This is a genomic window from Williamsia muralis NBRC 105860 (genome assembly GCF_001598915.1).
GTDB classification, from domain to species: Bacteria; Actinomycetota; Actinomycetes; order Mycobacteriales; family Mycobacteriaceae; genus Williamsia; species Williamsia muralis.
Map to the genome: position 1 here is coordinate 255,437 of NZ_BDAP01000004.1, position 17,008 is coordinate 272,444.

Annotated in this window: 1 protein-coding gene (only partly in view); it reads right to left on the reverse strand. The window is 66.8% G+C overall.

Annotated elements, in window-relative coordinates; all coding sequences use genetic code 11:
* Positions 1-16,779, reverse strand: the beginning of a protein-coding gene (locus WIMU1_RS16770; RefSeq protein WP_084248329.1) for a non-ribosomal peptide synthetase. It extends 17,079 nt beyond the left edge of the window; only the first 16,779 of its 33,858 coding nucleotides appear in the window; the start codon lies at positions 16,777-16,779; the stop codon falls past the left edge of the window.
* Positions 16,780-17,008 lie beyond the last annotated feature (229 nt).

The window sequence follows — 17,008 nt, forward strand, 5'->3', positions numbered from 1 at the left end:
GTCGCCTCGCAGCGGTGCGGTCCGTTCCTCATCGGTGATGGGTCCGGTGGCGTAGTCATCGAGCTCGAGGGAATCGATCACCAGGATGTCGGGATCGGCCGCTGTCCCCTCCGGGATCTCGAACCCGGCGCCGGAGGTGGTGAGCACCATCTTCGGGTTGCTGCTGTCGAGCACGTAGGCGATCCGGTCGACGGGGTTCGCCAGGTCGATCGGCACGTACGACGCGCCGGCCTCGATGACGGCGTACATCCCGATCAAGAGCTCGAACGAACGCGGCATCGCCAGGGCGACATGCACTTCCGGTCCCACCCCGGCCGAAATCAGATGGCGCGCAAGGGCACTGACCCGTCCGGAGAATTCCGCGTAGCTCAGCGTCGCGTCCTCGAACACCAGCGCTCGAGCGTCGGGGGTGCGCTCCACCTGCGCTTCGAACAACCGCGCCAGCGTGGGCTCGCCCTGATCGGCGGCAGAGCCCGACTCGGCGATCACCGAGGCGAGCATCCCCGCGAACTGCTCGGCGAAACCTTCTGCTGCCGCGCCTTCGAGCAGCCCCGGAAGCAGTGTGGACAAAGCGACCGTGACGGCAGCTTCGGGCCCCACGCCCACGGCCGCCAGCGTTGCGACCAGTTCGGTCGACTTCGCATGCAAGGCGCCGTAGGTCACATCGGTTCCGTTGTGCGACAACGCGATGCCATCGGGGTTGATCCGCGCGGCGGTGGCGAGCAGCTCGGCGAGTGACTTGCCCTTCAGGTCGGACAGTGCCGAACCGAACCCTGCCGCCTCGTCTGCCGACGCCGATCCACCCATCGCCGAACGCTCGGCTTCGGTCAGGATCTCGATGTCGCCGACGGGGACCTCGGGGTCATCGGTGATGGCGGTCAGCACGGCGAGGAAGCGCTCGGCCATCGTCTGCACGGTCGACTCGTCGAAGATGTCGACGGCGTAGTCGAGGATCGCGTCGATCCCGCGGCCTCTGCCGTCGGCGCCGAAGTTCTCCGACACCGTCAGGCCCAGATCGGATTTGACGTACCGGATCGGTGAGTCGAGCCCACTCACCTCGAGACCCGGCAGGGTCACCGTCGGCACCTCGATGTTCTGCATGGTGAGCATCGCCTGGACCAGCGGCGCGTACTTCCGCGAACGGGTGGGGGCCACGGCCTCGACAACCTGCTCGAACGGCAGGTCGGCGTTGTTGAACGCGGCGAGGTCGGCCGACTTCGCCGCGGCGAGGGTGGACACGAAAGACGAAGACATGTCGACGTTGCTGCGCAACACCAGCGTGTTGACGAACATGCCGACCAGTCCGTCGACCGCCGAGGCGTTCCGGCCGGCCGTCGGCGTGCCGACGGCGACGTCGTCCGAGCCGCTCAACCGGGCGAGCAGGATCGAGTACGCGGCGTGCACCACCATGAACATGGTGGTGTCGTTCTCGCGAGCCAGAGCCTGCAGCTGCGCCTGGAGCTCGGCGGGGATGGTGAACGTGACCTCGCCACCGGCAACCGACCGTTTGTCGGTGCGCGGCCGGTCGGTCGGCAGGTCGAGCAGCTCGGGCATTCCCGCGAGGTGCTCACGCCAGAACGAGATCTGCCGTGACGCAAGCGAATCCGGGTCGTCCTCAGACCCCATCACACCGCGTTGCCAGATCGCGTAGTCGGCGTACTGCACACTCAGCGGCCGGAAGGCAGGAGCCGCACCGGCAACCCGCGCCGTGTACGCGGTCATCAGGTCGGTGGCCAGCGGGACCAGAGACGACCCGTCTGCTGCGATGTGGTGGATGACCAGCAGCACCACATGGTCGTCGGGGGCGATCTCGAGCAACATCGCCCGCAGCGGCGGCGCCGCGGTGACGTCGAATCCCTCGGTGGCGAGTTGGACGCACATCTCGAGTAGTTCGTCCTCGGACCCCACCGTGCGGGTGATCAGCTGCGGCACAGCCTCCGAGACGGGAAGGATCTTCTGATACGGGCCCTGCACCGAGTCGGGGTAGACCGTACGCAGGATCTCCTGGCGCTCGATCACGTCCATCAGGGCGGCGGTCAGAGAGCTCTCGTCGAGAGAGCCCCGCAGCCGCAGACCGAGCGGGATGTTGTAGTCGGCCGCATCGGGGTTGAGCCGGTTGACGAACCACATCCGTTGCTGCGCAAGCGACAGCGGGATCCGGTCCGGCCGTTTCTGCGGGGTGAGCGGTCGGATCGGCATGCCGTCGAGATCGGGCGAGGCACCGATCGCTTCGGCGAGATCCGCCACCACCGGCGAATCGAACAGGATCCTTACGCCCAGACGCACACCCAGGATCTCGTTGATCCTGGCGATGGCGCGGGTGGCGGCCAGCGAATTGCCGCCGAGTTCGAAGAAGGAGTCGTCGGCGCCGACGGTGTCTACTCCGAGGACGTCTGCGAACGCAGCCGCCACAGCGTGCTCCATCGGAGTCGAGGGTTCACGGTGTTCGCCCGTGGCGCCGCGGAACTCAGGTGCGGGAAGTGCACGTTTGTCCAGTTTCCCGACCGGCGTCAGCGGGACCTCGTCGAGGATCACGATCGACGACGGCACCATGAACTTCGGCAGGAATCCCCCGGCGTAGTCGGCCAGGTCGCGGGCATCGATGGTGCTGCCCGAGGTGGGTTTGACGTATGCCGCCAGAGCCGTGTCGCCACTCGGTCCGTCCACACCGATCGTCACCGCGAAGTCCACGGCCGGGTGTCCGGCCAGTACCGCGTCGATCTCGCCCAGTTCGATCCGGAAGCCGCGGACCTTGACCTGCTGATCGGATCGACCCATGTAGGCGATCTCGAAGACGGCCCGGCCGTCGGGCTTGGTCACTTCCACCCACCGCACCACGTCACCGGTGCGGTACATGCGGACGCCTTCGCCGGCATAGGGATTGGCCACGAATCGATGCGAGGTGAGGTCGGGTCGACCACGGTAGGCACGCGAGACACCCGGTCCACTGATGTACAGCTCCCCCGGCACGCCGGCGGGGACAGGACGTAGTCGACCGTCGAGAACAAGCGCTTCGACACCGGCGACGGGGCCGCCGATGGTGACCGGTTCACCCGGCACCATCGGATCGCTGATGTTCGTCATGATCGTGGTCTCGGTCGGACCGTAACCGTTGTAGAGGCGACGGCCGGGAGCCCAACGGTCCACCAGGTCACTCGGGACGGCTTCGCCGCCTGCGACCACGTCGGAGAAGTGCGGCAATTCGGCCGGGTCCACCGACGCCAGCGCGGACGGAGTGATGAAGGCGTGTGTCACGCGGTTGTCGGACAGCAGCTCTCGCAGTTCCTCGCCGCCGTAGACACCGGCAGGCACGATCACCATCGTGGCGCCCGCACCGGCCGCGAGCAGCAACTCGAGGATCGATGCGTCGAAGCTCGGCGAGGCGAAATGCAGTGTGCGCGAGTTGCTGTCGGTGTTGTAACGACGATGCTGCTCAGCGTTGAACGCAGCCAGGCCGCCGTGGGTCACCTCGACGCCCTTGGGCTTTCCGGTGGTACCCGAGGTGTAGATGATGTACGCGCAATTGGCCGTGAGGACCGGCGCGCGGCGCTCGTCGGCGCCGATGCGGCCGGCCGGATGGCGGTGCAGGACCGGGTCGTCGATGTCGAGCCAGGCGATGGTCTGCGGCAACCTGACGGCATCGACCCGCCTGGTGAGGCCGATCGTCGCGCCCGAATCGGTCAGCATGTGCTCGACGCGATCGGCCGGGTAATTCGGGTCGACGGGAACGAAGGTGGCACCCGAACGAGCCACCGCCCAGACCGCGAGCACCGATTCGATGCTGCGGGTGATGCCGAGCGCAACCACGTCTTCGGGGCCGAGACCACGCGAGATCAACTCGCGGGCAAGCCGATTGGAGCGATCGTCGAGGTCGCGGTAGGTCATGCTCTGCCCGCCGCACACGAGCGCGACACCGTCGGGGTTCATGTCCACCGCGGCATCGAGCAGCTCGCCGAGCGTCGCCGGCGGCACCGGATCGACACCTCGGACCGGTACCAGATCGGCCATCGCCTTGTCGTCGAGCAAACCGATCTCGCCCAGTACCGCACCGGGATCGGCGACCATTCCCTCCAGCACCCGGACGAGACGTTCGGTCAGCGACGCGGCCGTGGAGCCGTCGAAGATGTCGGTGGCGTAGCCGAGGAAGCCCGCCATGCCTGCAGGTTTCCCGTCGTCGTCCCACTGCTCGGTGAACTCGAAGGCGAGGTCGAACTTGCTGAACTCGGTGTCCACCGCACCGGGGGTCACCGTGAGGCCTTCCACGTCGAGGATCGGCCGAGCATTGTTGTTCAGCCCGAAGATGACCTGGATGAGCGGGGTGTGGGCCGTCGACCGGTGCGGTGTGAGCGCGTCGACGATCTGCTCGAAGGGCACATCGCTGTGGACGAAGGCGTCGAGATCCCGCGTGCGCACCTCGGTCAGGAAGTCGGCGACGGTCCGGTCGAGCGGTACCTGCGTCCGCAACACGAGTGTGTTGACGAACATGCCGACCAGCGCGTCGAGCTCAGGGGCTCCGCGTCCGCCGATCGGAGTACCCAGGGCGACATCGTTGTCCGCTCCGGAACGGGCGAGCATCACCGCCAGGGCGGCGTGGATGACCATGAAGTTCGAGAGGCCGTGGGCACCGGCGAGCGCCACGACGCGCTTGTGGAGGCCCGGCGGCACGAAGAACAAGTGGCTGGCCCCGACACCGCTGCGCGTGTTGGCACGCGGGCGGTCGGTGGGCAGCCCGATGACCTCGGGCAGTCCGGCGAGGTTCTCCCGCCAGAAGTCGAGCTGGGTCGTCGCCAGGCTGCCCGGCGCGGCACCGCTGCCGAAGTTCTGTTGCTGCCAGATCGCGAAGTCGGCGTACTGCACCTCCAACGGGGCCCAACCGGGCGCGCGACCTTCACGGCGAGCCTGGTAGGCGGTCAGCAGGTCGGTGGCCAGAGGACGCATCGACAGACCGTCCGAGGCGATGTGGTGCACCACGATCACCAGCAGGTGCTCTTCGGCTGCGCCCGGCTTCGGCGACTCCGGTTCGATCCGCCAGAGAGCCGCCCGGAACGGCACGGCCTTGGTGACGTCGAAACCGATACGGGCGAACGCCTGTAGTCGCTCCCACACCTCGCCCTGCGGAATCGAATCGAGACGCAACGGCGGCAGCGCGTCCATGATCGGGATGATGCGCTGTTCCGGTCCCTCGGGGCTCTCGGGGTAGATCGTCCGGATGACCTGCTGCCGTTCGACGAGGTCGACGAGGGCAGCGCCCATCGCCTCCACATCGAGATCTCCGGTGAGCAGCAAGGTCATCGGGATGTTGTAGGCGCCCGACTCCTGGTCGTAGCGGTTGATGAACCAGAGCCGCTGCTGCGCCAAGGACAACGGGATGCGTTCGGGCGTGGGGCCTTCGGGCTTCACGAATCGTGCCGGGGCTCGGCCGGTCGCGACCACACCGTCGGTGCGGCGCTGTTCGATCAACTCTGCGAGCTCGGCGGGACTCTGGTTCTCGAAGACGTCGCGCAGACCGACGGCCGTGCCGAGGGCATCGGACAGTCGGGTGGCGAGCCGGGCTGCGCTCAGCGAGTTGCCGCCCTGCTCGAAGAAGGACGCCGTTGCGCTGATCCGTTCGGCGCCGACCGCGTCGGCGAACACCCCGGCGATGATCTCCTCCAGCGGCGTGCGCGGCGCGACGAACGACTCTTCGGGGGTTTGTCCGAACTCGGGTTCGGGCAAAGCCTTTCGGTCCACCTTGCCGTTCGGGTTCAGTGGCAGGGCATCGAGGATCACGATGGCCTCGGGGACCATGTAGTCGGGCAGCACCTTGCCGAGCGCGGCCCTGATCTCGCCGGCATCGAGGTCGGCGGAGCCTGCGACGTGGGCCGCCAGCCGGCGGTCGGATGACTCGCCGTGCGCCGAGACCACGGCCTGCCGGATTCCGGGGATCGCTGTCAGTGCGGACTCGATCTCCCCCAGTTCGATACGCAGTCCGCGCACCTTCACCTGGAAGTCGCTGCGGCCGATGAACTGCGCGTCACCGTTCGGTAGCCGGCGGACCAGGTCACCGGTGCGGTACATCCGTGCGCCGGGTTTGCCGTAGGGGTCGGCGACGAAACGCGCTGCGGTGGTGTCGAACATGCCGCCGTATCCGCGGGCGGGAGCGATCCCGCCGATGTACAACTCGCCGACCACTCCGACCGGGACCGGCCGCAGCCGTCCGTCGAGAACCTTGTGGGTCACGTTCGGGATGGACCGTCCCAGCGTGATCGGGCCGATGTCGCGGGCCTCGTCGCCGACATTCGGTGCGTGGTCGGCCATCTCGACGGCCGTCGCCGAGCTGGTGGCTGCCGTCTCGGTCGGCCCGTACGTGGACAGCAGGTGCGTGTCGGTGCCCAGCAAGGTCCGGTAGGCCCGCGGCGGCAGGACCTCACCGCCGGCGGTGACGTTGGCAATGCTGGTGACGACCCGGTGCTCGTCGAGCTCCACCAGGAGCTCGAGCGCACTGGGGGCGACGTTGAACAGGTCGATCTTCTCGGACGCGATGATGCCGAGGATCTCCTCGGGATCGAATCCCTCTGTCGCCAGGCGGATGACACCACCGACCCGCAGTGCGAGCCAGATGTTCTTCTGCGTCATGTCGAATCGCGGCGATGACGCGATCAGGACGGTGTCACCGTCCCCGAACGTGACCTGGCCGCGATACCAGTTCCACATGTTGAGCAGTCCGGCCGCGGGTACGAGAGTCGGCTTGGGCCTGCCGGTCGAACCAGACGTGGTGATGACGTAACCCAGTCGACTGCCGGCACCGGGTTCGGTCCAGCGGTCCGGTAGTGCTGTGCCATCCAGCCGCCGCAGCCGCTCCTCGGTCGCGCTGTCGCCCAGTTCGATCAGGAGCGCACCGGTCGCCGCGATCCTGCTGCGGAGATCGTCCGTGATGGCGTTCTGACTGGCGACCACCACCGTGGCGCCGGTGTCCTCGATGACCGAGCCGGCCCGTTCGGCAGGCGCACCCGGGTCCAGAGGCAGGTACGCCGCGCCCGCCTTCCAGGCGGCGAGCATTCCCAACACCCAGTTCGCCGACCGTGGGGTGAGCAGGCCCACCACGTCGTCGGGACCGACGCCTCGTGACATCAGTTCGCGGGCAAGACGATTGGCACCCTGGTCGAGTTCGAGACGGGTGTATGACGCCTCGGGGCTGCGCACGGCAAGTGCACCCGGATGTTCGCGAACACGCTCGTCCCACTCGGTCAGCGGCGTGGCGACCAGACCCTGCTCCGGCCCGGCTGAGCTGTCTGCCGCGGGCGCCGTTGTCGTGCGGTAACGCTCGAGCGAGCGGCCGCCCACCAACCGCGCGGCGTCGTCGATGACGGTGTCCAAGACGGTGGCAAAACCCTCGGGCGCCAGCATGATCGTCGGAACCAGTCCACTGAGCACCACCGAGGCGATGGCATCGGAATCCATACCCCGCTCGGTCAGCGGACCAGACAGCTGCGAGAAGCGTTCGTTGAAGTCGCGGTAGGTGATCCGAGTGCCGTCGTGATCCACGGCGACCGCATCGGGGTCGATGTCTACAGCCGCGGCGAGGAGCGCTGCGAGGTCTCGGGCCGTGTACTTTGTCGGCTCGGGCTGCGGCTCGAAAGCGGGTTCGGAGTCCAGCCGCTCGGCGTCGGTGAGGATGTCCACATCGCCGATCACGGCCGCGGAGTCCTCTGCGACCGCGCGAGCGAGGATAACCAGGCGCTCGGCGATGGTCGCAACGGTATCGCGATCGAAAACGTCGCTCGCATAGGTGATCCGGCCCGTCAGGGTGCGTTCACCGGTTCCGCCCACGGTCTTGTCGTCGAGGGTGAAGGTGAGGTCGAACTTCGCACCGGTGGCCATGTCCGAGACGACACCGACGCTCAATCCGGGCAGATCCACCCGCGCTGTCTCGTTGTTCTCGAACGAGAGCAGCACCTGGAACAACGGCGAATGCGAGCTCTGCCGCTTGGGCACGAGGGCACCGACAACGTTCTCGAACGGGATGTCGTCGTTGGCGAACGCATCCAGATCGGCGGTGCGAACGCGCGACAAGAGGTCGTCGAAGCGGTCGCCGGCGTCAACCCGGGTGCGCAGGACAACAGTGTTGACAAACATTCCCACAAGCGGTTCGAGGTCGGCGTGGTCGCGGCCGCCGACAGGGGTACCGACCGTGATGTCGTCTGAATTGGACAGCCGGGCAAGCAGTGTGGCGACGAGCGAGTGCACCACCATGAACAGCGACGCCTGATTGCGTTGGGCCAGTTCGTTGAGGGATCCCACGAGGTCCGCCGGGATCTCCAGTGGCACAGCGCCACCCTGCATCTCCCGGCGCATCGGGCGCGGACGGTCCAGCGGCAGTTCGATGACCTCTGGAACACCGGCCAGCGTCGACCGCCAGAACTCGAGCTGCTTGCCTGCCGTTGTCGCCGGATCGTCAGGCGAACCGAGCACACCGCGTTGCCACGCGGCGAAGTCGGTGTACTGCAACGGCAGTGCCTCGAAGTGAGGTTCGGATCCCGAGCTGCGGGCTGCGTAGGCGATGACCAGGTCACGGGCCAGTGGCGCCATCGACGCGCCGTCGGCGACGATGTGGTGGACGATCACGATGAGCAGGTGGTCGTCGCCGGACCGCAGCAATCGGGCGCGCACAGGCGGCTCGGCGGTGACGTCGAAGCCGTTGCCCGCGAATTGGGTTGCGGCAGCGAACATCGCATCGGTGTCGGCCACGTCGACGGGCTCGAGATCGACTGTTGCTTCTGACAGTGGCAGCACTCGCTGGTACGGACCGTCCGGCGTATCCGGGAAGATCGTCCGCAGCGACTGCTGGCGTTCGAGTACATCGCCCATCGCGGCACGCAGCGCGCCGATGTCCAACGCACCCTTCAGCGTGAGGGGCAGCACGATGTTGTACGCGGGCGAGCCTGCATCCATACGGTTGAGCAACCACATGGCCTGCTGCGACAGCGACAGTGGCGGCCGTTCGCCGGCGATCCCCGGCACCAGCGCCGGCGTGGCGTCCTGGCCCACAGTGCCCGGGTCGGTCTGGTCGAGTCGTGCGGCCAGCGACTCGACGGTCGGGTTCTCGAAGATCTCGCGCACCGCAACACGCCGACCGACGAGGCTGCTGATGCGGGCGACCGCCTTGGTGGCGACGAGTGAGTTGCCACCGAGATCGAAGAAGGAGTCACCGACACCGATCGAGGGCAAACCCAGGACCTCGGCGAAGATTTCAACGAGAGCGCGCTGGGTGTCCGTGGACGGCTCGGCCCCGCCACCGATCAACGCCTCGAGGTCGGCTTCGGGCAGGGCGGCACGATCGAGCTTTCCCGAACGAGTCAACGGGATCTCGTCGAGGAACACGATTGCGCTCGGCACCATGTGCGACGGCAGACGCTGCCCGACGAACTCGCGAACCTCCCTGGCGTCCAGCGGTTGTGAGGCAAGCACATGTGAGACCAGCGCCGTCACACCGGAGGGCAGTTCGGCGCCCGAGGTCGCCGCGAAGTCGATCCCCGGATGCGCAGCCAGTGCCGCATCTATCTCACCCAGCTCGATGCGGAAGCCACGAACCTTCACCTGGAAGTCGCTGCGGCCGATGTACTCGACCTCGAGTCGGTCATCACGCCGGACCCACCGGACGACGTCGCCGGTGCGGTACATCCGCGCACCCGGCTCGCCGTGGGGGTTGGCGATGAACCGGTCAGCGGTCAGCGACGGCCTGCGGTGATACCCACGCGCCATCGCCGGCCCACTGAGGTAGAGCTCGCCGTCGACTCCGACGGGTACCGGTTGCAAGCGGTTGTCGAGGATCAGCGACGTCAGGCCGCGGACCGGCGAACCGATGGTGATGCGTTCACCCGGCTGCATGGGTCCGGCTATGTCGGCGAAACATGTTGTCTCGGTGGGGCCGTAGCCGTTGAACATGCGGCGGCCTGGTGCCCATCGATCGACCAGCTCAGGCGGGCACGCCTCGCCGCCGACGACAACCGATTCGAATGCGTCGAGTCCGGCCGGATCCACCGAGGCCAGTGCTGCCGGGGTGATGAAGCCGTGGGTGACCCCGTACTGGGCCAGGAAGTCGTGCAGTTCGTCGCCGCCGTATACCTCTGTCGGCGCGATCACCATGGTCGAGCCGTTGGCGAGCGCGAGCAGCACCTCCAGCACGGAGGCGTCGAAGCTCGGCGACGCGAAGTGCAGTGTGCGCGAGTGCTCGGTCAGGACAAAACGATCCGCTTGTTCGTGCAGCAGGTTCGAGAGACCACCATGGGTGACGGTCACACCCTTGGGCACTCCCGTGGTTCCCGAGGTGTAGATCATGTACGCCGTGTTGGCCACGCGGATCGGTGCGATGCGTTCGCCGTCGCTCAACACGGCAGTCGACTGTTCTGCGACCACCGCGATGGCCTCGTCCGAATCGAGCTCAAGCCACTCGACGGTGTCGGGACGTTCTGCACGCCACGCCGAGGTGGACAGGCCGTACACCGCCGCGGAGTCACGCAGCATGTGCTCGATGCGTTCGGCCGGGTAGCGCATGTCCACCGGCAGGTAGCCCGCCCCGGTCTTGGCGACCGCCCACAGCCCCACCATGAAGTCGATGGACCGGCCCATGCCCAGAGCGACAATCTGTTCCGGCCCGATCCCCCGCGAGATCAGAAGACGCGCAAGGGCATTCGATCGCTCGTCCAGCTCGCGGTAGGTGATCGACCCGGCCGGAGAGACCGCGGCATCGCGTTCACCCGCCGCTGCCACCGCTGCGTCGAGGAGCGCCGGCAACGTCGCGAGGCCGGTGGTTCCGACACCGCTCTGACCCAGTAGTTCGGCACGCTGGTCGGCATCGAGGATGTCGACATCGCCGACACGCACACCGGTGTCGGCAGCAACCTGTCCGAGCACCCGGACCATCATGTCCAGGATCGCTTCGGCCTGCTCGCGCTCCACGATGCCCGGGAGGTACTTCGCCGACAGTCGCAGGCCCGGATCGGACATGGCGATCAGGGTCAGCGGGTAGTGCGTGGCGTCGAGGACATCTGCGTGGTCGACCCGCATCCCGTCGATGTCCGCAGCCGCGGTCAGCGCAGTCCGGTCGAGTGGGTAGGACTCGTAGACCATCATGGTGTCGAACAACGAATCGACGTCTGTCTCGCCCAGGATCTCGGCGAGGCCGACCGTGTGATGGTCGAGCAACTCAGCCTGTTCCTGCGCAACACGTTTGATCAGCCTGCCGAGGTCGGCGGCCGCTTCGAGCTGGATCCGCACTGGCAAGGTGTTGATGAACAGGCCCAGCATCGATTCGATGCCGGCCACCTGCGGAGGCCGTCCGGACACCGTGGTCCCGAAGACGATGTCGTCGCGGCCGGTCAGGCGGGCGAGCACCAGCGCCCACGCGGTCTGGAGAACGTTGTTGACGGTCACCCCGGATTCACGGACGAACTCGGTCAACCTCGTCGACAACGCCTCGTCGAGCACGACATCCACCTGACGCGGCACCTGGCCTGCGCCGTGGGTGTCGGCGCCCGGGAAGAGCAGGGTCGGTTCGTCGATACCGTCGAGAGCGCGCGACCACGCGGCCAGCGACTCCTGAGGCGACTGCGATTGCAGCCACGCCAGGTAATTTCGGTACGGGCGCGGCGAGATCAGGGTCTGCGCACTGCCGCCGGCCTGATAGATGGCCAACAGATCGGTCATGAAGATCGGCATCGACCAGCCGTCGAGCAGGATGTGATGCAGCGTCACGACGAACCGGTGGACCGAATCGCTCTGCCGGATGAGCGTGAAGCGGATCAGCGGCGGCCGGTCCATCGCAAAAGGCATGATGCGCTCGGCGTGGGTGAGCTCGGTCAGCCGGGCTTCGCGGTCGGCCGGGTCCAGTCCGGTCAGATCGTGGTCGGTCCAGGGCGTCGGCGCTTGCGACGGGATGACCGCCACCGCGGCACCCTCGGAGTCCGTCATGAATGCACTGCGCAGGTTCGGGTGTCGCGCGATCAGCGACTCGGCACTGCGCCGCATGCGTTCGGGATCCACCCCGGTCAGATCCAGGACCATCTGTGCCGCATAGACATCCACATCACCTGCGGCCAATTCGGCGTGGAACAGCAGCCCGTTCTGCAACGGGGTGAGTGGCCAGATGTCGGCGATGTCGTCGAATCGCCGCTCTATCTCGTCGATCTGACCCTGCCGCACGTCCACCAGCTCGAGGTCCGACGGCGTCAGACCACCCGCTCCCGGCGAGACCGAGTGCAGCGCAATGGATTCCAGAGCACGGTGCCACAACTCGATGAGGCGGTCCACCGACTCGTCGTCGAGAACCGAAGCGGGATAGTCGATGGTTGCCGACAGCTGCGGTCCGGACGCCGACTCGGTCACCATGGCGTTGACGTCGAGAGCCGTGCGCACCGGCACGGCCGCACCACGGGTGCCGCGAATGGCCTTCTCGCCGTCGGGGACCCAAGGACCAGATCCGTCGGTTCCAGCCAGGCGCCCGAGATAGTTGAAGGTGATCGCAGGGTCGGGAGCGTCCGAAAGAGCTTCTGCGCCTTGGTCATTGAGATAGCGCAGCAGACCGTAGCCGACGCCGCGCCGCGGGACGGTGGCGAGCTGCTCCTTCACCGCCTTGACCAGACTTCCCGCGGATTGCCCACCCGCAAGCGCGTCGTCGACGTCGATTCCGTCGGTGGTCAGAAGCACCGGGTACAGGGTGGTGAACCAGCCGACCGTGCGCGACAAGTCGGCGCCGGGCAGCAGCTCTTCCTCGCGGCCGTGGCCCTCCAATGCGACAACGAGAGAGGTCGCCGACTCGCCGCGTCCCCGCAGCCAGTGGGTCGCGGCCAACGCGAATGCGGCCAGCAGTCCGTCGTTCACGCCACCGTGGAATGCCTGGGGCACCCGGGTCAGCAACGTGTCGGTCAACTTGGGCGAGAGCACGAGCTCCCGGTGCTTGAGGGTTCGGACCAGATCCCGATCGGGCTGAACCGTCAGACTGGGGTTGTCGATTGCCGACGCCACGGACCGCCAGTGATCGAGTTCGTGGAGAAGTGCAGGATCGCCCGCCAGCTCCTTCAGACCATGAGCCCACCGGCGCATCGATGTGCCCACCGGATCGAGCCGAACCGGCTCCCCCGAGGAGACCTGAGCCCATGCCATCGCGAGATCGGGCAGCAGGATGCGCCACGAGACGCCGTCGACCGCGAGGTGATGCAGAACGATCAGCAGTCGCCGCTCGGAGTCCGCGCCAGAGGGTGCCTCGACAACCGTGACGGACATGACGCGGCCGGATTCGGGATCGAGAGCATCGGTCGCTGCGGTTGCCGCCGTCTCCATCGCATCGTCGAACGCCGACGAACCCCGGGACGCGGCAACGGTGATCTCGTCGACAGGCACCTCAGACGAGTCTTCCGCCGGTGCGATCACATGGCGTAGTCCGTTGTCACCGAACGTCAGTCGCGACCTCAGCACATCATGGTGCCGCCGGACGCCGGCAAGGGCCTGACGGAGGACATCGACGTCGAAAGGCTCGGGCGCGGAGACCACAACGGACTGGGAGTACGGACCGACGGCCGCCGGTTCCTGCGCCATCCAGCTCATGATCGGGGTCAGGGCGACCTCGCCCACTCCGCCGCCGTCGAGTTCCTCGGCGACCACGGTCGAGCTCTCTTCCCGGGCGACCTCGGCCAGTTCACCGATCGTCTTGTGCTCGAACACCTCTCGCGACGAGAAGTGCAGGCCGATCGCCCGCGCACGCGACACCAGCTGGATCGACATGATGCTGTCGCCGCCGAGACCGAAGAACGAGTCGTCGAGTCCGACACGGGGCTGACCGAGCAGGTCGGCGACCAGGTCGGTGATCGCGCGTTCCTTGTCGGTGGTCGGCGGACGGAACGTCACGGTCTGAGCGCTGAAATCAGGTTCCGGCAGTGCTTTTCGGTCGATCTTTCCGCTGGCACCGAGCGGCATCTGCGGAAGTTCGACGATCGCGTCGGGAACCATGTACTCGGGCACCCGGGCCCGCACGGTGTTCATCAACTGCGCGGTGTCGACACCGTTGCCCACCACGTACGCAACCAGACGCTGACCATGGGTGCTGTGGTGCACCACGACCACGGTCTCGCGAACCGAATCATCAGCCAGCACAGCGGATTCGATCTCACCGAGCTCGATCCTGAGGCCACGGACCTTGACCTGGAAGTCGCTGCGGCCCACGTACTCCAGCGACCCGTCGGCCGACCAGCGCACGAGATCCCCGGTCCGGTACATGACCGAACCGTCCGGGCCGAACACGCAGGGAACAAATCGTTCGGCGGTCAGGTCCGGACGACCGAGGTACCCGCGGGCGACCTGCGCACCGGAGAGGTACAGCTCACCGACCGCACCGATCACACAGGGCCGCAACCTGCGGTCTAGGACCCATGCCCGGCAATTCCACACCGCGCGTCCGATCGGCACAGTGTGCACCGACTCGGCGTCGACCGCCGAATACGTCGCGTGCACAGTGAATTCGGTTGGGCCGTACAAATTTTCGATCTGCACACCGGGCAGGGCCTGGTGTGACTGAGCCGCGAGCTTGGCCGGGAACGCTTCGCCTGCGACCAAGAGCAACCGCAGTGAGCCAGGCTCGATCCGGCCGATCTCACCGAGGAAGAGCTGGAGCATCGAAGGAACGAAGGAGGTGGCCGTGACCCCCTCGGACGCGATCACACCGGCCAGGTACTCGGGATCGAGGTGGCCGTCCGGCTCGGCGATGACAAGTCTGGCGCCGACCGTCGGGGCGAACAGCTCCCACACCGACACATCGAAGGTGGTCGGCGTCTTCTGCAAGATGACGTCGTTCGACCCGATCTCGTAATGCCCTGCGAGCCAATCCAACTGGTTGGCAACGCTGTGATGGGGTACGGCCACGCCCTTGGGCTTGCCGGTGGACCCCGAGGTGAACAGTACGTACGCCAACGAGGAAGGGCGCAGCGGCGCGATGCGCTCGGCGTCGTCGACCCGGCCGTCGGGCAGCGAATCAAGATGCAAGTCATGCAGATTCAGCGTGGCGGTCGCGCCGAGATCGACGACGGCACGATCGGAGTCCGCGATGAAGACGCAGAGTGGTTCGGCCGTCTGCAGGACATCGGAGATACGCGAGCTGGGATGGTCGGGGTCGATCGGCACGTAGGCACCGCCGGCCTTGAGGACGGCGTAGAGCGCGGCCAACATCTCGGCGGAGCGCCGGAGCGCAACACCCACGCGGACCTCCGGGCCGACGCCGACGCCGATCAGATGACGAGCGAGCTTGTTCGTCCACGCATCGAACTCGGCGAACGTGAAGCGGCGGTCGCCGTCGACCACCGCGATCGCGTCAGGCCGTGCAGCGAGTTGCCGATTCCACATCTCGATGATGTCGTGCGACGCCACCGGATGTTCCGTGGAGTTCCACTGCACCATCGTGGCGGCGATCTCGGCCGGTGAACCGAGATTGAGCGCACCGACGGGTGTCTCAGGGGCGGCCCGCAACATCTGGGCGAGGAAGTCGGTGAACCGGCGGTGGTGCCGCTGCAGGTCCTCGTCGGCGTACGTCTGCGGGTTGGCTTCGAAATCGACCCGCAGATTCGATCCCTGGACACCGGGATAGAGGTTCATGGACAGGTCTTCGACGGGCCCGGTGGTCAGGACGTGCAGATGACCGACGACGTCGCCGAGCTGCAACACCGGGTGGAACATCATGAGATTCACCGACGGCCCGAACAGGCCGCGTTGCCCGGTGCCCTGGCCGATGTCGCGACGCATGTCTTCGTGCCGGTACAACTGCCGCCGGAGAGCACCGGTCAGCTCGGTCTGGACGGTGCGGACCAGATCGGCGATGGTGGTCGACGGGGTGACGGTCAGACGCATCGGAACGATGTTGGACACCATTCCCCCGGCCCGGCGGAGCTTGGCGGTGTTGCGAGCGGAGACCGGCAGACTCAGGACCACGTCTTCGCTGTCGGTCATCCGCGCGAGGTACGCCGCAAACGCCGCGATGACGGCGGGAGCCGAACTGCCCGACGCGTCGCGGGCCGCCTCGTCGAGAAGCGCAGCGGTGTCGTCGGGAAGCGTGGACGAGGCGAGTCGCGAGAACTCACCCGGGACCGCGCGTTGCTGCGACAACGAGAGCGCGGCAGGCAGATCCGCCGTTCGCTCCGCCCAGTATTCGCGGTCCTTGACGAATCGGTCCGATTCCCGGTAGCGCCGTTCATCGGCGATGATCTCGGGCAAGGCCGCACCCTTGGCGGGCGGGATCTCGGCACCTGATGCGAGGGCGGTGTACACCTCGGCGATGCGCGTCACCATCGCCATCGCGCCGAAGCCGTCGAGCGCGATGTGATGGGTGCGGATGTACCAGTAGTAGTGGTCGGTGCTGATGCGCAGCAGGGCGCTGACGGTCAGCCGGTCCCGGAGAAGATCGATCGGGCGGCGGTACTCGTCGCGCATCCACGTCTGCGCCGCAGTCTCGGCGTCGGGGGAATCGACCAGGTCGACGAACTCGATGGTGTCATCGATGCCGCCGTCCACACGCTGCAAGGGCAGGCCGTCGGTTTCGACAAGACCGAGGTATCCCGATCCCATCTCGCGGCCGACGAACCGCGATGCCCGGGTGAGGGTATCGAGATCTACCGGGCCGACCAGCTCCACGTACTGGGCGATGTTGATCGCGACCTCGCCCAGACTCTGCTGGGCGAACCAGATCCCACGCTGCGCCGCCGACAGCTCAAAAGGGTCGCCGGGCGCATCTGCTGGTACGTCTGAACGGCCAGCACTCAAAGTTTGCCGCTCCAATCTCGAACGCTTGCTCGCCTCGGCCTCAGTGACGATGAATACTTCTATCTGCGAATGTAATGGCGGTGTCTTCGTTGTTCACATTCAACCCGCAAGTGGTCGTTTAGACAGTAACCAAGCAGGCGAGTCGCAGATATCTGCCACTCGAATGGCATGCCTTTCTGTGACCTATCGACCAGATTGTCATAGCCGTTACACCGTCGCTTCAGCGGCC